Origin of the sequence: Dethiosulfatarculus sandiegensis, from assembly GCF_000931935.2 — a bacterium.
GTDB classification, from domain to species: domain Bacteria; phylum Desulfobacterota; class Desulfarculia; order Desulfarculales; family Desulfarculaceae; genus Dethiosulfatarculus; species Dethiosulfatarculus sandiegensis.
In genome coordinates, this window is record NZ_AZAC01000067.1 from 106037 (window position 1) to 125811 (window position 19775).

The following is a 19775-nucleotide window of genomic DNA, read 5'->3' on the forward strand; positions in this document are numbered from 1 at the left end:
TTTTTTCAGTTTATGGTTTCAGCTAATTGTTTAAAAAAGCTGATTTCTGCTTTACGATTCCCCTGCCGTCGACTTGCCGGAATTCTTCCCCTGCGCAGGTGAGGCACATTTTGCTTCCGTCCGGGCCGGTTTTTGTTTTCACTGCCAGGACGGTCTCCCCGCATTTGGGGCAGATCACCAAAGGTGAAATGGGCGCATGATCCGGCAGGCGCGGCTCTACTGTTTCAAAGGCGAAGATTTTGTTGCAATCCTCCTTGATAAGGCCAAAGGCCGCCTTTCGTCCCTCGGCCTTGAAATCCTTGAGTTCCCGATCCGTGCCCTTTCTTTGCACAATGACTTTTTCCATAAGCGGGTAAAACTGCGGGGCTGATTTTTCCACCAGGGCCTTGAATTCAGGGTTGACCCGTATGCGCAGGCCGGTTTTTGAGCCGCGGCTGACAAAAGTCACTGCCGTGTGTCCAAGGTCGCGAAAAACCAGGCCGTTGTTGCCAAAGGTGCACCCGGAGACTGCCTGGATGCCGTCTGCAAAGCAGGCGTTTATCTCCACAATGGCCAGAAGATCCTCCATGACTCCGTCCACGCATTTTGATTCAAGCCCCATCTTTACTAGGCCGTTAGCTGCGGCCAGCACTCCCAGAGCTATTCCGGGGCAGAAATGACCATGAATTTCCGCCGCCTTTATCAGGAGGCTTTCCAGGTCATGCTGCTTAAGCGCCCTTTGAAATCCCTCTCTGGGGTTCATTTTCAGCTCCTCCAATGTGGGGGCGCGCTGACCCATGGGATCCGGCCTACTAAAGGGGGCTTTTTCTGCTTTGTTTGTATTCATTTCAATTTCTCTTTTCCGGTTTGGTTAATTCAAAAAACCCCGTAGTGACCGGCGGGCCATCAAGCTGGCCAGGCCAAAGCCCAAAATGATCAGGGCTGTTAGCAGCGAATAAAGGAATCCGAATCCATAGGCGTCGCCAAACGAGCCGAATAAAGGCGCGAAAATAAGCGGGGGCAGTAAAAATACACTGCTGTACAGGGCAAAGCTGGTGCCCGCCTGAGGGCCGGCGCTTGCTTTCATCATCAGCGTGAAGGACCAGACATGGACTATTCCCAAAAGCAGGTTGTCTGCGGCCAGAATAACCAGCCCGCACCACTGACTTATGTTGGATTGGCCCGTGAGTGTGATCGTGAAAAACGAGAGCATCAGAGCGGTAAGGGTGGCCCAACCCAAAAGCCGCATGCCACCGAGGCGCTGGAACAAAAATCCGCCCAAAAAGCTGCCTGCGATTCCAGCCGGAGAGCCGCACCAGATAAGGGCCTGGCCCATCTGACCTGTGTTCAGTCCCAGATCATTTAAAAGGGGCATCCTCATTTGAAAACTCAAAAAGAAAAACGCAGTCGGCAGAATTAAAAAGGCCAAAATCCTTCTGGTTTGAGGCTCTTTTAAAAGTTTGAGCATGCCCTTTTGGGGAGCTCCTTTAGAGATTGAGTCCTGTCCCTGGAGGGCTATTTCCCGGTGCAGGACAATAGGCAGATTCAAAAAGAGCAGGACAATCGAAAGCGCCAGGCAGATGGTTTGCCATTGGAATTGCCCATAGAGCAAAAGGGGGATGCCGCCGCCGATAACCATGCCCGCCGACCTGGAACCGGCCTGGATGGTATTGCCCCAGGGACGCTCTTTGGGGGTGAGCATATCTGTTGCGTAGCCGTCCACTGCAATATCGCTGGTGGACATGGCCAGGGCGGCTGCGAAGAACAGCCCGAACATGCAGACGAAATTTTCCGTGGGCGGGGTCTGGGACAAACCCAGGAAAAGGGCAACCACCAACCACTGCAAGGGAAGAATCCAACTGCGGCGACGCCCCAACCTGGGCAGATACCAGCGATCCACATAAGAGGCGTAGAAGAATTTGAGCGCCCAGGGCAGGTGCAGCATGAATAAAAAGCCAATTGACTTAAGGCTCATTCCCGAGGACCGCATGATCACCGGCAGACTCCCCATGATAAAGCCCATGGGAATCGCCTGGCTAAGATAAAGGGCGGACAATAAATATAATTTCCGGGCGGTTGTTGTCTCCGCAATATCATCCCGCCTGTGGGCGCGGAGATGGGGCAAAAAGGGGAAATGAAACTCCCGTAATCCGTTTTTCATAGCGCAACCTCTTAGCAGTAATCCCCTTTTTGGGAATAAAGCTCTTGGTTAATTAGTTAAGGTGCTTAACTAATAATTCCTAAAAAATATCACTTTCGAGTAAGTGACAATCTCGGACCTGGGGTTGCCGGCTTGGTCAACTGCCCAGGCAGTTTGGTTCTAAGTGAGTCTTTAGTTTGATTAAGTTGCTTAACTTTGTTTTTAAAAAAATTACCCGTTGGCCAGGCGCTCTTCAATCACAGATTCTATTTGATCCATTATCCTAGACGCGTCTTCTATCTGGCCCACGTTAAAAGATTTGAGTCGTCTTTCGATTTCCCTAGTGTTTTTAGTATGGTACTCTTCGTGTAGGCCATAGGCCTGCCATCCATTCGGAGTAAGGGAAAGCAGATACTCCTTGGCGCTTTGGGGTGACAGCTCTTTGTTTACCAATCCTTTTTTCACCAGTTTGCTGGTCATCTGAGAAGCTGCGCTTTTAGTCACCCCAAAATATTCCGCCAGTCCGGTGATATTTAAATTTTTGTTATCGCCAATGGCCTGGAGTACGTGCAGTTCCTTGTGTGAAATAATCACTCCCTGTTCCAGGGGAATGGGGGTCGTTTCTAACCTGTAAAATTTATTAAGAATTCTGTTCATTTTCCATGAGAGATCTTCTATTTTGTGTTTTTTTTGTTCCATGGGGGGAATAGTAAGGAGCCTTAACTAACTTGTCAAGGTGTTCCCGTCTTTTTTATGCATAAGTCACCTTGTCCTGTATTAAAGGCCTTTGCCGGAAAAATCTAAAGTCAGGCCGTCTTTGCTTTTGGAAAAGCTTCTTCTAAAGGTTTATTCTGTATAAATAATATGATTGATGCCAAATGAGCCGTTTTTAAGGGGAGCAAGTAAATGAGCCAGTTGATGCAAGATCTCAGCGCCCAATTGAACAACGTAAACGCGGTGGGGCAAACCTATGGCGCCATGGTGATAAAGGCGCTTTTGGCGCTGGTGCTGATGCTGCTTTTGGCAAAGTGGCTGGGTCAGCTTTTGAGTTCATTTTTAGTTAAACTCGGTTTGCCCGAACGCAGGGCTGTTTTTGTAGTTAGCGGATTACACGTCCTGGTGCTGCTTTTCATGGGAATGATGGTGCTTCACCTCTTGGGCATCGACACCCAGCTCATGTTCAGGGCGGTGTTAGTGGTCCTGCTTTTCCTGGTTGCCGTTTATATAGTTTTAAAGCCCTACATACCCCAACTACCCTTTGTAACCGGCAACACCATCATGACCGGCGATAATTTGGGCAAGGTTCAGTCCATCACCTTTTTGCACACCAGGCTCAAAACTTTTGACGGCAAAACGATCATCGTGCCGAACCACCGCATCCTGAACGAGCAGGTGATCAACTACACCACCAACCCCAACCGCAGGGTTGATCTTAGTTTGTACATCGATTACGACCAGGACACGGAAAAGGTCCGGCAGGTGGTAAGCGAAATTCTGAAATCGGATGAAAGGGTGTTGGAAAAGCCTGTGGTCAGGGTGGTTGTGTCCAAGCTGGAGCCGGATTACATCAAAATGCAGGCCCGTTTTTGGGTGCCAAGGCTGAAGGTGCTTCGCTCCAGGTGGGATTTCAATGAGGCCATTGTCAAGGCCTTTAAGGCCGAGGGCATAAAAATGGCTTCGGCCCGCCTGGAGATCAGGGAAAAGACGGGACAGCAGAATTAATTTCTTTGGTGAAGATTACCAGACCGGGGGGGGATCCGTTCCATTTTGGTTAAAAGAGCCCCGGCCGTGCGGGCAGGTCCACACGGCCGGGTTTTTCTTGGGTGTGATTAGGGATTGACATTAATGGTAAGGGAGGATGCGTACATGACGGTTGTGCATTTGCCTTTTAAATCCTTCAGTTTGGGATTACTATCCACATCCTGGGGAAGGTAGATGTTCAACAGCCATTGCCCTGCGGTGGGGAGACGGAAGGTGGCTTCACCTTTTGCATTGAGCGTGGAGGCCAGGGTGAAGCCGTCTTTGCCGTTAAAGCCTTTGCTGGCGGCAGTAAGGAAAACCATGTTAAAGGGCATGGTGGCAACCGGTTTGCCAAACAGGGTGCATTTGACCTTCAAGAGCTGGCCTTTACGCAGATTGCTCACATCTCTGAGGGGCATCAACTCAAGGGCATGCCCTACAGGTTTGGGATCGGTCCATTTCTTAACGGCGCACAGGGATTTGGCAAAGGACTCATAGCGCATGCCCCTAAGCACCTTTTGAGCGTTTTTGATCTCGTTCATGGGTTTGGGCGCCCAGGCTGTCCGGCCTTTTTTATTGAGGTACATACTGAAAAAAGTAGGTTTGGACTGGGCCGCCACCTGATAGGTGCCGGGTTTGGTTTTGGGTGTGAGGGCGAGCTTGCGCAGGCCCAGATCGCCGGTCTGCATTTTCATGCCCACAGCAAGATCCTTGAGCACGGGTTTTTTAATAACCGGCAGCCCCAGAGGGGTCTTTTTACTATCCGGACCAATCAGGTCGTAGGCCTTGATTGAAATGGATCCGTTGGGTGCAGCCAGGAAATCATCCATGGGCAGGCTGTGACCCCAGCCAAGGGAGGTCATCATATGCCCGGGATGATGGGAAAATGATTCAAAAAGGTTAACCCACAAGCTGTGAGCTGAAGCCGGGGAGGCCATAAGCATTACGGCTGCTCCCAAAACCAGGGACGCCAGGAATTTTTTCATTGCTTCTCCTTTTGGATAACAGGCTGATAAATCTATGTCGGCCTGCTAAGGTCCTGTCTTTTCGGTTTTAGGTGTCTATAGGTGGAGGCGGCCCCCATAGGCCCTGAATTTGTTGATTTGTCTGTGTTCCCCCACGTTGGTGTAATTATCATGCTATTTTTGTATGGTCAAATAAAATTAGGCATAATTTATAAAAATAATAATTTAAAATAAAAAATTGTACTCCATATTAACTTGTATTTTTAAAATAAAGCCGCGGTTATGCCTCTTTGGACTATTCAGAGGGGGCCTTTTTGTAATTAAGATCTTCGCTTGAATCTTTTTAAACTGCCGGTAAACATCCCTAGAGACAGGGTGTTTGTTAAGTTGCGGAATTTATTTGGTTTTGTTTATTTTTCAGGTCTATGGGCAGTTGCATTTACCCAAGGAAAAGGTATGTTTTTGGGAGATTTTATTTGACTGGAACTAAGTGTCTTAATATCATAGGACACTATGAATTTTAAATTGGACCGCCATAGCCCCTTAAGCCTCAAGGGCCAGATCAGGGAAGGCATCCTGGGCCTGATAGAGTCCGGTGCATTACAGCCGGGTCAGGAGTTGCCTTCGGCCCGGGATTTGGCCAGGACTCTTGCTGTGAACCGAAACACCACCTGGTCCGCCTACCGGGAACTGGCCCGTCAAGGCTGGGTGGAGAGTTCCGTGGGGTCGGGGACCAGGGTTTCAAAGGGGGCCAAAACAAGAAGCAGGCACGCCTCTTTGGAAGAATTGTTTAACCGTACCCTGGAACAGGCCTTGACCCTGGGCTATGACCACAAACAAACCGGCCGGGCCTTTTTGAGTTTTTTGGCCCGCCATGCCCTGGAGCCAGGCTCCTGTTTGGTTATGACCGTGGAATGCAACCGGGAAACCTTGGATGAGATGGGCGGCACGCTCCAAAAGGAGATAGGTTGCAAGGTAAGGCCGCTTTTGATTCAGGAGTTGGAAGAGCACCCTGAAAAAACGGCGGATTTTTTACAGGGTGTGGACCTGGTGGTCACCGGTTTTAATCATCTGGGGGAACTCAAGGCCCTTTTACCGGCCGACTCCCCGGAGATCCTGGGCCTTTTGCTGAAGCCTGATCTGGCGGTTCTAAACGAGCTTATCAATCAGCCCCATGGAAAAACCATCGGTCTCACCTGCGCCAACCAGCGCAGTACGGAGACTTTTTTTAAAAGTGTTAATCTTGCTCAAGACTCAAAGCTTACCCGCATCTGGGCAGGCTTGGACAATACGGATAAATTCAGGCAGATGCTTAAACAGTGTCAAGTTATCTATGCCACTCACTATGTCTACGACAGGGTGAAGGAACTGGCCGGACCGGATAAAACGGTGCGCAAGGTCAGGCTGGACCTGGACCCTTCCGGCATCAAGTTGATACGCTCCCGACTGGCCGGCGTTAAGAGGATATTCACATGAGATATGACGGATTTCTGGAAAAAAGGCTTTCCATCTATGACAAATGGCTGGCTGAAAAAAAAGTCCCCTATACCTCCAAGGTCATACCGGTTGGCGAGTCCCTGGAGGCCAAACAGTGGGTCCTGCCCACTGAACAGGCCTTGGGCTTTCTGCGCAATGCCAGGATTTTTGCCTTGGGTGACTGCGACTGCCGCACCAGATACAAGCGTTGCGACAACCCGGTTGAGACCTGCCTTTTTTTGAATGACTTTGCCGAGTTCATGATCAAACAAGGCAAGGCCAGGGAAATAGACCTGGAAAAGGCAGAAGAAGTCCTGCGTTTGGCCGATGAACACGGCCTGGTGCACCTTACCCTGTACAGCCCGGAACAATATCCCTATTGCCTGTGCAGCTGTTGTTCCTGCTGTTGTCACGACCTGCAACTTTTGATCAACTACAAGCGAAAAGACCTGATCGCCCGCTCGGAATATGTGGCCCGGGATAATTCAGACGATTGCCTGCACTGTGGGGCCTGTGTGGACCGTTGCGTCTTCGGGGCCAGGGTGATGAAAGACGGCTTGATGAAGTTTGATCCCGATGCCTGTTACGGCTGTGGCCTCTGCGTCTCCACCTGCCCCGGCGAGGCCATAGATATGGTCTTTCGCCATCAGGTGGAAAAGGCCCGGGCAGTGGAAGATTAATCCCGCAGTCGGCTTAGTGAATGTCTTGGGTCCATTCAGCAAGGTTTGTAACTTAGGGGAAATTCAGTAACCAGCCCTGATGATCGATGATGTAAGCTTATTCTGCATTATGTCCTTGTTTGGGGGTAATGCTTTCACTTGCCGAATCCTGCCCTATTATCAAGGTTTGTTGGCATGGTTTAACCATGCTTTCTTGTTGGGGGGGTGTTATGCGTCGGTTACTGGGAAGAATAGACCGTCGTATTTTGAGGCGGGACGAGCCCTGGGATCCGAATCTGCTTTTGGACCTGCACACCTTGTCAGATAAACGTTTTGTGGAGGTTTGCCATCGGTTTTTCCTTGATCGCAAGGCTGATGAGCCTGGCCTGAAGAAATATCTGGAAAATATGCGGCAGGGTGTTTCGCGTTTGGAAACACTGCGGCGGATTCTCTGCACCGAAGAATACATAAACCGGGCCGAGATGGATTTCTTTGGCTCCTGCGAATCAGAAAGGGCCCTGCCCAATCTTTATAACCGTCATCCAGACCGCTATCAGGTCGCGCCTTTACTGGAAAACCCCAATGAAACAGCTTTGTTTTTTAAGGTCAAGAGTCCGGATGATTTTGATTGGCTGGAACAGAAGCTATACCGTTATGCAGATTACGACCACCCCCATAGCTGGGGCCTTTGCGCCGATGATGATAAGAGGCGGCTGGCGAAGATAGCCTTGACCCCTCCCCCAGCCTGGAATTAGGTTGCGCCACGGGTCAGATACTGAACTTGATGCGCCAAGCCGGGGGTAGGGCCGAAGGTGTGGATATAAGCCACCTGGCCATGAGCAAGGCCTGCCCTCGGTGAGGCAGCGGAAAGGGAGGTCCACAGGCATCATGGCCAGGCCATGGCAGTGGAAACCCCGGCTCGGCTGAGTTTTTATATATTTAAAAAATAATCCGTCCCTGGCCTTGGTCTGTTACTTTGGCGGAACTTGATGTAGGGCTCAGACTCTGATTTAGTTTATAAAAAACCCGCAAGGCATTCGCCTTGCGGGTTTTTTTAAAAAGACTATCAGCCTGCCTGGTTCAGACGTTCAAAGCCTTTCTCCAAGTCCCGGATCAGGTCTTCCGGGTCTTCCAGACCGGCGTGCAGTCTGAGAAGAGGCCCTTCGGCCTGCCATTTGGTGGCTGTGCGTATGTCTGCCGGGTCGTGGGGAAGGATCAGGCTTTCAAATCCGCCCCAGGAATAGCCCATCTTAAAGAGTTCCATGTTGTCCAGCATGGCTGCCAACGCCTTTTTGGAGGCTGGTTTCAACAATAGCCCAAAGAGGCCGCTCGAGCCCAGGAAATCCCTTTTCCAAAATTCATGCCCCGGGCAGGAGGGTAGGGCGGGATGGAGGACCCGCTCTACTTCAACCCTGTCTTCAAGCCAATGGGCCAGCTTGAGAGCTGTCTTTTCATGGCGGTTCAGGCGCAGCGAAATGGTGCGCAGGCCGCGCAGGGCCAGGTAGCTGTCATCCGGCGCTATGGTCTGGCCAAACTCTGTCGCCGCCTTGCTCAGGGCGGGGAAGGCCTCTTCCGTGGCTGTGGCCGTGCCGAGCATTACATCCGAATGACCGTTTATGTACTTGGTTCCCGCATGCAAAGATACATCCACCCCGTGCTCGAAAGGCTTGAAATAAAGCGGTGTGGCCCAGGTGTTGTCGATCATGGTTGTGATGCCCCTGGCCTTGGCTTCGGCGCAAATGGCGGGCACATCCTGCACCTCAAAGGTGATGGAGCCGGGTGACTCCAAAAAGACCAATTTGGTGTTTCCCTTAAACAGATCCCTTATCCCGGCTCCTATCATGGGATCGTAATAGGTCGTCTCCACCCCAAAGCGGGTGAGCCAGTTGTCGCAAAATCTCCGGGTGGGGCCATAGACGGAATCCACCATTAGGAGATGGTCCCCCGCCTTGAGATAGGCCATCATGGGAACCGTAATGGCGGCCAGGCCGGAGGGAAAGAGCTTGGTGTCGTAGCCGCCTTCCAACTCGGCCAGGGCATCTTCCAGGCCAAAGGTGGTCGGGGTTCCGTAGAGTCCGTAGTGAATGCTTTTTCTTTTGGTCGGGTCCCGGTGTTCAAGCTTTTCCACAGTTGGGAAAAGAATAGTGGAGGCATGGTAAACCGGCGGGTTCACCACACCGTGGTTTTCTTCAGGATGACGTCCGCTGTGAATTATTCTGGTATCGGTTTTCATATTTTTTGTGCTCCATCAAAAGATGTTTAAATGTCCTGAAAAGCATGGCTGAGCAGACCCGGCAGCATTGCAGTGGATTAACTTGTTTGAAAACAATTCCAGGTAGTAATGACTTGCCTGGCCGGATTGCGCCGAGCTGTATTACTGACCATATATCTTGAAAGCCGACCTGCCAAGCCCGAGCCGTTGTGAAAAAGACTTCCGTTACGGGCCGGGGATGATGCGTCAAAACTACATAGGTGAAAAGTTTCCGTAACTGCACCAAGTTAGCAAAAAAACATCTCGGAAAGTCGCGGCTGAAAAAAGAATATGCTTTTTTCTGTAATATTAACGCCTTATACCAAGTTTTTTCATGCGGGAGTCAAAGGTGGAGCGTTTTATCCCGGCGTCATGGGCGGACCGGGTGACGTTCCACTTGTTTTTTTCCAATAGAAAAGAGATATAAGCCCGATCCAGCTCTTCCCAGTTAAAATCCGCAAAGGAAAAAAGCGAAGGATCTTCCAAGCCCACCGGTTCTATGCTCTGGGCTTTCGGGGTCTCCTTTTCATGGCTCAGTCCGAAAATCGGGTTTTTTATATGTTCCGGCAGATCCCTGACATAGATGGTGTTCCCGGTAACCGCGGCCAGGATGTATTTGGCAAAGTTTTCCAGCTCCCTTACATTGCCCCTCCAGGGGTATTCAAGGAGTTTCTGCAGGGCGGTGCTGGAGATCAGCTTGGGGTTAAGCCCCATTTTATGGGCCTCTCGGTAAAGGAAATGCTCCAGCATAAGGGAAATGTCTTCGGTTCGCTCCCTTAAGGGTGGGACATGCAAGGGCAGCACATTCAGGCGATAAAAAAGGTCTTCCCTGAATTTCCCCTGCCCAATCGCTTCTTTAAGGTCCTTGTTGGTGGCGGCTATGAGGCGAACATCAACCTTGCGGCTGGTGGTGGCCCCCAGGGGCTTTACCTCCTGGTTTTGCAGCACCCTCAAGATCCTGGCCTGTAGATTCAGCGGCATATCGCCTATTTCATCCAGGAAAACCGTGCCCTGGTGGGCCGCCTCGAATAGTCCCACCTTGTTGCGGTCCGCCCCGGTAAAGGCCCCTTTTTTGTAGCCGAAAAGTTCACTCTCCAAAAGGGTGTCCGGAATGGCCGAGCAGTTCTGCACTAAAAAGGCCTTTTCCCGGCGGGCGCTTTGCCTGTGCAGTTCCGTGGCTATCAGGTCTTTTCCTGTACCGCTTTCACCGGTGATCAGAACCGGGAAATCCGTACTCGCATAGTTTTTCACCATGGAGATGACCTGCAGAAAGTTGTTGCTTTGGCCTATGATCTTATCCTGGGAGCGCAGGTCCTTGAGGGCTTGTCTGAGACGGATGTTTTCGTTCAGCTTGTCTGTAAAGGAAAGGGCGTTGGAAAGGGCTATGGCGCATATATCCACAATATGCTGTAAAAGGTGCAGGTATTCCCGGTCCAGCTTAAGCTTTTCCTCCTGTTCGGCCGTGTCCATCACTTCAACCGCGCCGTAAACGCTTCCATTGGTCAGGATAAGGGGAAAGCATAGGATACGGCTGCTTTTCCTGGTCATGGTGCTTTCTATTTCCCGGTGGTGCCGGGGGTCCTTGTGGGCCTCGGCCACGGTCATTTCGCCGTTTTCTATGACCCAGCCCACCACGCTGGGGCTGTCAAAAGGCAATACCACTCCCCTTACCTGGTGGCTTTCCTCTCCACTGGCCTCCAGGCAAAGATAACCTTCATCCGCCTTGACCCAGACGGAACCACGGTCCACGTTTTGTATGCCCAAAAGGAGCCCTAAAAAGTTTTTTTGCAGTTTTTCCGGGTCCAGGTCTTCAAAGATGGCCTTGTAAAAGTGTAAAGGCGGCATGCGCATCTAAGGTGCACTCCTCTTCTTTTTCAAACAAGCACAGTATTAAAAGGAATTTCGGGCCGGTCGTTTTTGCAAGGGAGCAGTCTTTTTTGTTCACTCCCTTTAGCCGCATCTCCCCCGATGAGTGAGTAACGATATATCATGAAAATGGGGAACTATGGTAGGCAATAACAACTGAAAAGCGAATAAATTCTTGAAAAATTCCAGCGGGGATAGGCAGAAATCATGAATTTCAAGTTAGTACATTGTATTACCTGTGGCAGTAAAAATAGTATCTGATCTCTTATTGTCAGTTTTTCCGGTGGGTCTTTTCAACAGGGTAAGAGTTTCCTCTCAGTCGGTTCCGGGGGAGATATTTTGCGGTAACCTGTTAAAAATAAATACTTATTTTAAAAGGGGTGCTTGGCTTCCTTTTTGCATTTAATCCCTGGTGAAGCAATTTTGTAAAAGGAGGCACTACCATGACTGTTGAAATGGTGAATGCCAAGACATTTTTGTCCGGTCTTTCTCCGGAGATCAAAAAAGAGGTTCAGCCCGGTTTTGACCAGCTCTTGCAGTCTGTTATGAAAACTCAGGATCTGACGTCCATTGAAGAGTCAGGCAACAACGAGTCCTTGAGTTCTGTGCTGGAACCCGTTCTGGGAACTTTGACCTCGCCGCTTCCTCTGGTGGGCCAAGTCGAACAAGAAGATGCAGAATTTTTGGCGGACACGGATTCCGAAGTTATGGAACAACTCTCTCTTCCCCTGGGGGCGCCCCTGGAAGGTGAGGGGGCTTTGGAAACAGAGCCCGAGGATCTTTTGAGCTTGTTTGAGGAGTTCAGGCAAAGCGGGGAGTTTGACCCGCAAAGGGTCATGGATTATTTGGGGGTCCGCTCTATTTTGACCTGGACCTCAAATAACGATATGGCCTGATCCACCTTTCCCGCATAGGTAGTGAGACCAGTCGGGCCAATACCTTTTAAAGGCCTTGGCCCAAAAACGGCTGAAGGCGGATCAGTCTATAACCACGGTGAAGCTTTTCCTGCGGGCCGGTTCCTGGTCTTTTTCCCAGGGCCTTTGATAGTGAAAGAGCAGATCGGCCTTGCCCGGCCCAAGGGCCTTGAAGGTCCAGACCGTATGGCCGCCTGCGCCCATAAGCTTTTGCTGGGATGGCTTTCTTTCAAAGCGGGAGCCCATCAATTTAAGCAGGTTGGGGTCCAGGGGGGAGACCAATTGCCAGCCATAGCCGGTTGTGGGGTTTGCCTTGAGGGAGATGGTGAATTCTTCTCCGGCCTTGACCTTGATCTGTGATTGATCCCCGTCAAATTGAAGGTTGGTCCCGGCGCAGCCCAAGGGGAGCATCAGCAGAAAAAGCGCCCCCCAGAAAAGTATTTTCAGGTTTCCCATGGCGTTTTTTCTCCTTGAGCCAAAAGGGCCAGGTCGCCTGTAATCTGTTCCCCCAGGCTCAAGAGATCCGGGGTCTGGGGCAACATACTAAATAGTACCCCTAAAAAACCTCTTTTGGCTACCAGCCGCCAGGTGGCCTGGAAATTCATGTCATAGATCCAGCCGCAGATAAAAAGCACGTAATCATTGGACCAGTGGGCCTGGCTTATATGAGGCCTTTTTCTTTGGCGCAGGAGTTCTATCACATGGGGTGAGTATTTTTGCGGGTCTGAGGGCAGGTTAAGATAGGGGATGCCGTGGTTGTTCTCGGCTTTCTTCAACATACCGATCACCACGGGCATGATATCCAGCTTGTCCGCGTCCCTCAACACCCGGGCCAGGTAATCCAGGTCAGGGGGCAGGCCCTGGGGCAACTCCGGCCGGTTGTGCATAAAAACCGCCCTTAAAACCAGGCGTCTGTTTTTGGGGGAAAGGCCTTTCAGCCTTTTGGTCTTACGCAGGGTTTTAAAGCTCAAAAGGGCATGGTTCACGCTTATGGCATCGCTCATGGTCTTATATCGGCTGTACTGGGGAAAACGCCCCAGGTCATGATAAAGCGCTGCCAGCTCGCACAGATAAGTAAGCTCTTTCCCCGGATGAGTGGTGCGGCAGATAAGCCTGGCCTGTTTCAGCACCCTAAGGGTGTGATCGATCTTCATTTGGATTCCCGGAATGTCTTTTTCATCAGCCCGGGTGAGGAATTTTTGACTGTAGGATTTGAACCACTCGATATGTTCGCGCATTATTGATACCGTTTTATGATCTTGATCAGGAAAACATCTTGCCCGGCCCCCCGTGTTTGCGCAGGCAACCTCTGAATTGATCATATGTCAGGCCCAGGAGTTTGGCCGCATCTTTTTGGTTAAATCCTGTTTTCTGTAGGGCTTTTTGCAGGAATTCTTTTTCTTTTTTTTGTAATTCTTCTTTCAAATCAACGGGTAGTGCCGGTTCCGGTTTCGGGTCCGGCGCGCTTTCAGTCCTTGGTTTTTTTCTTGGTTCCTTTGGACTCTCCAGCCCTTTCAGGCCTGCAAAAGGATCAAAAACAAGTGTCTCAATGACATCGCCCGCGCTGCGGTAGACAGCCCGTTCCACCACGTTTTTAAGTTCGCGTACATTGCCCGGCCAGGGATATTCCATAAGCGCTTCCTGGGCCTTCAGGCTGAACTCCGGCACCTGTGGCCAGTCCATGGCATGGCTCATGCGCACGGCAAAATGCCGGGCCAGTAAAAGGATGTCTTCCGCCCTTTGCCGTAAGGGCGGCACCACCAGCACCTCAAAGCTCAGCCTGTCGAGAAGGTCCTCTTTAAAATTTCCGTTCAGGGCCTTTTGCTTGAGGTTTTGATTGGTGGCTCCGATTATGCGGGCGTCCACAGTCACCGGCCTGGATCCGCCGACCCTTTCAAAAACCCCGTACTCCACGGCCCTCAGGATTTTTGCCTGGGCTGTAAGTGGGGTGTTTCCAATTTCATCCAGAAAAAGGGTGCCCTGGTCTGCGGCTTCAAAACGTCCCACCCTTTTGCTTTGGGCTCCGGTAAAGGCTCCTGCTTCGTGCCCAAAGAGCTCGGATTCTATCAGGCTGGGTGAAAGCGCGGCGCAGTTTAAGGTCACCAGGGGACCCTGCCAGCGGGAGGAGAGGAAATGGAGCCTGGTGGCGGCAAGCTCCTTGCCGGTCCCCCTCTCCCCCAGGATCAGCACCGGACGGTCAACCTTGGCTGCCCGGGAAAGATCCTGCATAAATTCCAGAAAGGCGTCGCTTTGCCCCAGGGGCTCCTGGGGCTGGATCGGGGATGTATGATCGGTTGAGTTTCGCTTCATTGGTAAAAAATACCATATTTTAGTTAAAATAACCAAAAAAGAGTTAATTTGGCCCTTGAGAATTCAGATGCAAGCAAAGAATATTTCAGGCTAACTCTTTGAAAAGATGGTGAAATTACATTTCAAGCAAAATTGGCCCGGCTTTTGCTTTGCTCAAGGGAAAAATCACCGCCCCTGTCTGGGGCCCAAGACAAGGGCGGTGCCTTCAAACGGAAACAAATGAACGCCTGTGATGAACCGGAAAGAGAGGCATAGAGATGGGAATTTTTTCCAGGATGCGTGACATCATCAGTTCCAATATAAACGCCATGCTGGATCGGGCCGAGGACCCGGAGAAGCTTATTCGTCTTATGATTCAGGAGATGGAAGACACCCTGGTTGAGATCAAGGCATCTTGCGCAGGGGCCATGGCCGCGGCCAAAAAGGTGGAGCGCGAACTGGATGCGGTGCGCACCAAGTCTGATATGTGGGGAGACAAGGCCGCTTTTGCCGTGGAAAAGGGCAGGGATGACCTGGCCCGTGACGCCTTGCGGGAAAAGAAACGCTATGATGGCCGTATTGATTTTCTGGAAGAAGAGCTGAGACAATGCCATAGTGTAGTAGACAGGTACCAGTCCGATATTCTGCAGCTTGAGGAAAAGCTGGCCTCGGTGCGCGAGAAACAGCGTGTGTTGGTGCAGAGGCACATCCACGCCAAGAATCAGAAGCGCGCCCAGACCGATATGCGCCGGGCGGACTCCTCGGATGTTCTCATCCGTTTTTCCCAGTTTGAGAACCGGGTGGAGCGCATGGAGGCCGAGGCGGAGCTGGTGAACCTGGGCCACAAGCCTGCTGACCTGGACGATGAATTCAGCCGTCTGGAGCAGGACGACGATATTGAAAGAGAGCTTATGGAGCTCAAGACCCGCCGCGGCTCGGACAAGGAAACCGCTGTTTGAGTGGACCGCGCAGGCTTTTGGGGGAAAGTTGTTGTAGATGGTTACCCCTTTTAGAGCCAGGTAAGGGACTTTTGGGGTAATTTATTACAGCGGTATTTGATTTCAGGTTTTTCAGGCGGGGCCCCATTACCGGGATTCTTGAAGGAGTTTAAGGCAAAGGGCCTTGCCCCGCCCCGGGAGCCTTTTACACGCAGGCCCGGCGGATGAGACGGGAATCCTGTAACCCTTGATCAGGACAATCCGACTAAGGAGTTGAAGTGGGACATTTCATGGTAGGCATGCTGGGTTTTTTCTTTTTGGTTCTCTTGCTCCTGGCGGGTTTGGCCCTGGGGATAGTGAAGATAGTGCGCGGAAATACAGAAGGCAAACAAGACGGCATGCTGGATGAGGAAGCTAAAATCATCCAGGAACTTCACCAGGAACTGGGCCGCATGGAACAGAGGATTGAGGCCCTGGAGACCATCCTCTTGGATGAGCAGGGGAGAAAAGAAAGAAAATGAGCTTGTTCGACCGCATTAACATAAAAAGAAGATCAGGGCTTTACCGTTCCCGCAACGGCCTGTTTCTTGGGGTCTGCCGGGGCTTGGCCGAATACTATGATTTTTCTGTGGGCTGGGTCAGATTTTTCACCCTGGTGGCCTTTATCTTCACCGGGCTGTGGCCGGTGGGCATCCTCTATGTGGTCATGGCCCTGGTCATGAAGGCCGAACCGGTGATCAGGCCCATGGATGATACTGAGGAGGAGTTTTACAACTCCTACGCAGGCTCCAGGCGCATGGCTGCCACACGATTGAAAAAGACCCATTCCGGCCTGGAAAGACGCCTGCGTAGGCTGGAAGACGCAGTCACCTCCAGAGACTTTGACTGGGAGCGCAAAGTTCGCAGTTAATCAATTATATAACCCCTCGTTAAAGCAACCTTGACCTCTTGTGGTCTAATTCCTCCCAAAGCCACCGCCTCCCGCCCACACCGGGAGGCGGTGGCTTACTGTTTTTTAAGCCTCGGCCTCTAAAACCAATCCTGGCCCGGAGCCCTCCCGCTTGGTAAATTTTTGCTTGTGTTACCAGCAGATTTTGTTTTTCCATTAGATGGATGCCAGGAGAAGAACCCCATATGGGCCCGCTTGATTCCCGCCTGCCGGAAGAAGTTTTGCAGAATGTCTTTGGTTTCGAGTCCTTCAGGGGACAACAGGCGGAGATTATTGATCATGTGCTGAAGGGAGGCGATGCCCTGGTCTTGATGCCCACCGGTGGGGGCAAATCCCTTTGCTATCAGGTGCCCGCCCTGTGCAGGCCCGGCGTGGGGGTGGTGATTTCGCCATTGATTGCCTTAATGGCCGACCAGGTTCAGGCCCTCAACCAATATGGCGTAAAGGCCGCGGCCTTGAACTCCAGCCTTGAGCGGGATGAAGCCCGGGAGGTCGTACAGGCCATGGCTCAAGGGGAGCTGGATCTGGTTTATCTTTCCCCGGAACGCCTTTCAAGTCAGGGATTTTTGGATTTTTTGGGAACCTGCCCTCTGGCGCTTTTTGCCATTGACGAGGCTCATTGCGTATCCCAATGGGGGCATGACTTCAGGCCCGAGTATCAGAAACTCAATATATTAAGCAGGATGTTTCCTCAGGTTCCGCGTCTGGCTTTAACGGCCACGGCAGACGAACCCACCCGGCTGGATATGGTGCAGGGGCTTGAGTTGATGGAGCCCAGGCTCTTTATCTCCGGATTTGACCGGCCCAATATTCAGTATTCGGTAAAGGCCAAACTTAACCAGCGCAAGCAGCTGGCCGATTTTCTGGCCGGGCGCTCTCCCCGGGATTCGGGCATTGTCTATTGTATCTCCAGGGACAAGGTGGAGCGTACGGCCGAATGGCTGAATCAACTGGGATATAAGGCGCTTCCTTATCACGCGGGCTTGGATAAAGAAGTAAGACGGGCCAACCAGGACAGGTTTTTCAAGGAAGAGGGGATCATCATAACCGCCACAATCGCCTTTGGCATGGGCATAGACAAGCCGGATGTGCGTTTTGTGGCTCATCTGGATCTGCCCAAGAGCCTGGAGGCCTATTACCAGGAGACCGGCCGGGCGGGTAGGGACGGCCTGCCTTCCGAGGCCTGGATGGTTTATGGCCTGGAAGATGTGGTTAAGCAGAAGATGTTCATTGAGAACTCAAACGCCGCTGAAAAGCAAAAGCGCATAGAAAGGCAGAAGCTGGATGCGCTTTTAGGCTTCTGCGAGACTGTGCGTTGCCGCAGGCAGGTGCTCTTGGAGTATTTTGGCGACACCTGCGAGCCTTGCGGCAATTGCGACACCTGCCGGGAGCCGGTGGAGAGTTTTGACGGCACCGAGGCGGCCCAAAAGGCCTTGTCCTGCGTATACCGCACGGGTCAGAGGTTTGGGGCCAACCATGTGGTTGATGTGCTCTTGGGCAGCGACAACCAAAGGGTGCGGGATCTGGGGCACAACAACCTCAGCACCTGGGGCATTGGCAAGGAGCATTCAAGAAACGGCTGGCGTTCCATTTTGCGCCAGCTTACTTCCCTGGGACTTTTGAGCGTGGATGTGGCTGGCCACGGCGGCCTGCGCCTGGGCCCTGAATCCAGGGCTGTGTTAAGGGGCGAAAAAGAGATACGGTTAAGGAAAGAGGTTTTGACGCCTCGAAAATCCCCCAGCAGCGGGGGAAGCCGGGCCAAGGCCTTGTTTGATGATCCATCCGACGAGGAGCTCTTCAGTTCCCTGCGCAGCCTGCGCATGGAACTGGCCAAGGAACAGGGCGTGCCGCCCTATATTATTTTTCATGACTCCACCCTGGTTGAGATCACTCGGGAAAAGCCACGGAATAAAAAGGAATTATCCTTGCTTTCCGGGGTGGGACAGACCAAATTGAAAAGATACGGCAGGGCCTTTTTGCAGGCAGTCAAGGAAAGCCTTTCGTGATAAGGGCTTGCAAAATATACTGTTTGGGGCATATATAGCCTTTTGTTTCAGATGAGGTTGATAGAACTTGGGTTCCATCAACCGGTCCGAATTCCTGGGTTGCCAAATCCTCGAAATTCGGTGGGCCGTTATTCGGCGCTCCCCAAATATCGGTTTCCGGAGTGAGTTCGCGGCCTGTGTTCAGGCTGTTTGTCAACAGCCTGATTCCTTTAAACGAGGTTTGCCTTTGGAAATTTTAAAACGTTTTATGGGCCGCTTCATGACCCCCTTCAGAATGCTGGCCTCTTCTTTTGGCCTGCTGATTATTCTGGGCAGTCTGGGCCTTTATCTGCCTGTGATGCAGGGTGAACAGCCGATTTCCTTTTTGGATTGTCTTTTCACCGCCACCAGCGCGGTCTGTGTGACCGGGCTGATCACAGTCGACACCGCCACTGCCTGGTCACCCTGGGGCCAGGCCCTGATTCTTCTGCTTATCCAGATAGGTGGTCTGGGCATCATGACCTATGGGGTGGCGCTTTTGTACCTCTCCGGTCAGAAACCCAGCCCCAAGACCCACAGGACCCTGTCCAAGGCCTTTGGCAGCGTGCCGGGCCAACAGGTCCACTCCCTGGCCAAGGATGTGGTTATCTACACCCTCTGCCTGGAGTTTTTGGGAACCCTCCTGCTTTGGGTGAGGTTTGGCCAGGATTACGCCTGGCCCAAGGCCCTGGCCCTGGCCGGGTTCCATTGTGTCAGCGCCTTTTGCAACGCCGGTTTTTCCCTGTTCTCGAACAGTCTGGTGGATTATGCCCATGATCCCCTGGTTAACTCGGTGATTTTATTTTTAATTGTCGCCGGGGGAATCGGTTTTTTGGTTATGCGGGAGCTGGTGACAAGGTGGCGTACGCGAAAGAGCGTGCGTCCCAAGCGCCTTTCCCTTAACACCAGGCTGGTGCTGTTCAGCTCCCTGGGGCTCTTTGTGCTGGGGGCTCTGGTGCTGGCTCTTTTCGAGTTTATGGCCAATGGAGGAGAGGCCTGGCAAGAGGGAATCTGGCCGGTTGTCTTCACCTCCCTCACCCCACGTACAGCCGGATTCAACACCATTGAGATGAGTGACTTGAGTAATGCCTCGATTTTAGTTGTAATGTTTTTGATGCTTATCGGCGCATCACCCGGCTCCTGCGGAGGCGGGGTCAAGACCACCACCTTTGCCGTTTTGGTTTTACTGGTTAAAAATCGGGTGCAGGGCAAGAATTGGGCGGGCATGTGCGGTCGCGCGGTCAGTGATTCCCAGTTGGCCAATGCCCTTGCCCTGGTGATGTGTTCTTTGGTGGTGGTCTTTGTGGGCAGTTTGATTCTGGTGAGCCTGGAGCTTAATCAAAGCCCCCTGGCCGAGGCCAGGGGTGAGACCCTGGTATTGGCCTTTGAGGCGGTGAGCGCCTTTGGCACGGTGGGGCTCAGCCTGGGGGCCACCGGCCACCTCAACTGGGCCGGCAAGCTGGTGGTGATCGCGCTTATGTTCATAGGCCGTATTGGGCCCCTCACCTTTGTCTATTCCCTTTCCAAGAGGGTGGCGGTCAGGTCCTTTAGTTTGGCCGAAGAACGCATAATGATCGGTTGACAA

General features: G+C 51.9%; 19 protein-coding genes. 10 read left to right on the top strand and 9 right to left on the bottom strand.

The window, feature by feature from the left end; all coding sequences use genetic code 11:
- Positions 1-22: 22 nt before the first annotated feature.
- From X474_RS23150 to X474_RS23160, 3 genes are all read right to left on the bottom strand, one after another.
- Complete coding sequence (locus tag X474_RS23150) at positions 23-826, bottom strand: FmdE family protein (RefSeq protein ID WP_197282241.1); 804 nt, start codon at positions 824-826, stop codon at positions 23-25.
- 24 nt (positions 827-850) lie between these two features.
- Entirely contained in the window at positions 851-2140 is a 1290-nt protein-coding gene (locus X474_RS23155) for an MFS transporter (protein ID WP_052515555.1), read from the bottom strand.
- A 210-nt stretch (positions 2141-2350) separates the two neighbouring features.
- Positions 2351-2776, bottom strand: coding sequence for a MarR family winged helix-turn-helix transcriptional regulator (locus X474_RS23160; RefSeq protein ID WP_197282242.1), 426 nt, complete (start codon positions 2774-2776; stop codon positions 2351-2353).
- Between the two features lie 249 nt (positions 2777-3025).
- Here X474_RS23160 and X474_RS23165 point away from each other — a divergent pair, with 249 nt between their 5' ends.
- A complete protein-coding gene (locus X474_RS23165) occupies positions 3026-3841 on the top strand; it encodes a mechanosensitive ion channel family protein (RefSeq protein WP_052515556.1) in 816 nt (271 codons plus the stop codon).
- A gap of 107 nt (positions 3842-3948) precedes the next feature.
- On the opposite strand, the gene X474_RS23170 is transcribed toward X474_RS23165, so the two are convergent.
- The gene (locus tag X474_RS23170) at positions 3949-4845 is read right to left on the bottom strand and encodes a DUF4198 domain-containing protein (protein WP_044352356.1); all 897 of its coding nucleotides are present in this window, start codon (positions 4843-4845) and stop codon (positions 3949-3951) included.
- Between the two features lie 492 nt (positions 4846-5337).
- Between X474_RS23170 and X474_RS23175 the strand changes: the two genes are divergently transcribed.
- The 3 genes from X474_RS23175 (at position 5338) to X474_RS23185 (ending at position 7714) form a co-directional block, all read left to right on the top strand.
- On the top strand, positions 5338-6300 hold the full coding sequence (locus X474_RS23175) for a GntR family transcriptional regulator (protein ID WP_044352357.1): 963 nt from the start codon (positions 5338-5340) through the stop codon (positions 6298-6300).
- A complete protein-coding gene (locus X474_RS23180; RefSeq protein ID WP_044352359.1) occupies positions 6297-6980 on the top strand; it encodes an ATP-binding protein in 684 nt (227 codons plus the stop codon). Before X474_RS23175 ends, X474_RS23180 begins: the two co-directional genes overlap by 4 nt.
- Positions 6981-7189: 209 nt before the next feature.
- A complete protein-coding gene (locus X474_RS23185) occupies positions 7190-7714 on the top strand; it encodes a DUF4214 domain-containing protein (RefSeq protein WP_044352360.1) in 525 nt (174 codons plus the stop codon).
- 311 nt (positions 7715-8025) lie between these two features.
- Here the strand turns inward: X474_RS23185 and metC are convergent, their stop codons facing one another.
- Positions 8026-9192 carry a cystathionine beta-lyase gene (metC, locus tag X474_RS23190; RefSeq protein WP_044352361.1) on the bottom strand — a complete coding sequence of 389 codons (1167 nt, stop codon included), beginning with the start codon at positions 9190-9192 and terminating at the stop codon, positions 8026-8028.
- 327 nt (positions 9193-9519) lie between these two features.
- Positions 9520-11061 (bottom strand): sigma-54 interaction domain-containing protein, encoded by a 1542-nt coding sequence (locus tag X474_RS23195; RefSeq protein WP_197282243.1) that lies wholly within the window; start codon positions 11059-11061, stop codon positions 9520-9522.
- 458 nt (positions 11062-11519) lie between these two features.
- On the opposite strand from X474_RS23195, the gene X474_RS23200 reads away from it, so the two are divergent.
- Complete coding sequence (locus tag X474_RS23200) at positions 11520-11972, top strand: hypothetical protein (RefSeq protein ID WP_044352362.1); 453 nt, start codon at positions 11520-11522, stop codon at positions 11970-11972.
- 81 nt (positions 11973-12053) lie between these two features.
- On the opposite strand, the gene X474_RS23205 is transcribed toward X474_RS23200, so the two are convergent.
- The 3 genes from X474_RS23205 to pspF are packed head-to-tail and all read right to left on the bottom strand — an operon-like array spanning position 12054 to position 14300.
- Complete coding sequence (locus X474_RS23205; RefSeq protein WP_052515557.1) at positions 12054-12446, bottom strand: protease inhibitor I42 family protein; 393 nt, start codon at positions 12444-12446, stop codon at positions 12054-12056.
- Positions 12434-13228, bottom strand: a complete 795-nt coding sequence (locus X474_RS23210) for an HD domain-containing protein (protein ID WP_052515558.1) — start codon at positions 13226-13228, stop codon at positions 12434-12436. Before X474_RS23210 ends, X474_RS23205 begins: the two co-directional genes overlap by 13 nt.
- A gap of 25 nt (positions 13229-13253) precedes the next feature.
- Entirely contained in the window at positions 13254-14300 is a 1047-nt protein-coding gene (gene pspF / locus X474_RS23215; protein WP_044352363.1) for a phage shock protein operon transcriptional activator, read from the bottom strand.
- A gap of 257 nt (positions 14301-14557) precedes the next feature.
- Here pspF and pspA point away from each other — a divergent pair, with 257 nt between their 5' ends.
- From pspA to X474_RS23240, 5 genes are all read left to right on the top strand, one after another.
- Positions 14558-15238: a phage shock protein PspA gene (gene pspA / locus X474_RS23220; RefSeq protein WP_044352365.1), complete on the top strand. Its 681-nt coding sequence runs from the start codon at positions 14558-14560 to the stop codon at positions 15236-15238.
- Positions 15239-15495: 257 nt separating this feature from the next.
- Positions 15496-15738 carry a hypothetical protein gene (locus X474_RS23225; RefSeq protein WP_052515559.1) on the top strand — a complete coding sequence of 81 codons (243 nt, stop codon included), beginning with the start codon at positions 15496-15498 and terminating at the stop codon, positions 15736-15738.
- The gene (locus X474_RS23230) at positions 15735-16127 is read left to right on the top strand and encodes a PspC domain-containing protein (RefSeq protein WP_044352366.1); all 393 of its coding nucleotides are present in this window, start codon (positions 15735-15737) and stop codon (positions 16125-16127) included. Before X474_RS23225 ends, X474_RS23230 begins: the two co-directional genes overlap by 4 nt.
- Positions 16128-16351: 224 nt before the next feature.
- The gene (gene recQ, locus X474_RS23235) at positions 16352-18172 is read left to right on the top strand and encodes a DNA helicase RecQ (protein ID WP_044352368.1); all 1821 of its coding nucleotides are present in this window, start codon (positions 16352-16354) and stop codon (positions 18170-18172) included.
- Between the two features lie 259 nt (positions 18173-18431).
- Positions 18432-19772, top strand: coding sequence for a TrkH family potassium uptake protein (locus X474_RS23240; protein ID WP_197282244.1), 1341 nt, complete (start codon positions 18432-18434; stop codon positions 19770-19772).
- The last annotated feature ends 3 nt before the right edge of the window (positions 19773-19775 follow it).